Source organism: Mesorhizobium sp. M4A.F.Ca.ET.050.02.1.1 (genome assembly GCF_003997725.1).
In the GTDB taxonomy this organism is placed as follows: domain Bacteria; phylum Pseudomonadota; class Alphaproteobacteria; order Rhizobiales; family Rhizobiaceae; genus Mesorhizobium.
In genome coordinates this window covers 1-851 of record NZ_RZSG01001318.1, presented here as the reverse complement: position 1 = coordinate 851, position 851 = coordinate 1, and the positions used below count along the sequence as shown (strand labels likewise).

General features: G+C 62.3%; 1 protein-coding gene. It reads left to right on the top strand.

Annotated features, from left to right (window positions below; translation table 11 throughout):
• Positions 1-73: 73 nt before the first annotated feature.
• Positions 74-829 carry a molybdopterin cofactor-binding domain-containing protein gene (locus EOA33_RS37210; RefSeq protein WP_127407822.1) on the top strand — a complete coding sequence of 252 codons (756 nt, stop codon included), beginning with the start codon at positions 74-76 and terminating at the stop codon, positions 827-829.
• Positions 830-851: the final 22 nt, after the last annotated feature.

Genomic DNA, 851 nt, shown 5'->3' with positions numbered 1-851 from the left:
GTCATAACGACTTCAAGATCGAACTCATGCAGCGCGCCATCGTGCGCGCGGTCGAAACCGCGGGAGCTCGCACATGACGACCGCCTTCATCGGACAACCCGTCAGCCGTATCGACGGCCGCCGGAAGGTCACGGGCAGCGCCACTTATGCGGCTGAGTTCGACGTTCCTGGCTTGGCGCACGCAGCAGCGGTCCGCAGCACGATTGAGAGCGGGCGTATCGCCTCGATTGACGTCGCAGCTGCAGAGCGAGCCCCAGGGGTGATCGCGGTCGTGACGCATTCCAATGCCCCGCGGCTCGCCTACAATCCGCACAAGGGTGGCCCGGACCCCGTCACGGGTGAACGCTTGCACATACTGCAGGACGATCGGGTCGTTCATCAGGGCCAACCGATCGCGCTTGTGATCGCTGAGACGCTCGAACAGGCTGTTCATCCCGCCAAACTGGTGCAGGTCAGCTACAGGCATGAAAAGGGAACGACTGACATTGCCGGTGTCGAGCCCGCTTTGCCAACAGGTGAACCGTCCGACTGGGAGACACGCCGAGGCAATCCCGGGGAGGCGCTTGAAGACGCCGAGGTCAAAGTCGAACAAACCTATGTGATCCCGCGCGAGAACCACAATCCGATCGAGATGCACGCCACCATCGCCTCATGGGACGGCGATAGCCTAACCTTGTGGGACAAGACGCAGTGGGTGCACAACGTCGGCGACGAAATGGCCGCCGTGTTCGGCATCCCTGCCGAGAATGTCCGGGTATTTTCGCCCTTCGTCGGCGGCCATTTCGTCGCCGACGTTGTGCACCCACTGCGTCTTGTCCCACAAGGTTAGGCTATCGCCGTCCCATGAGGCG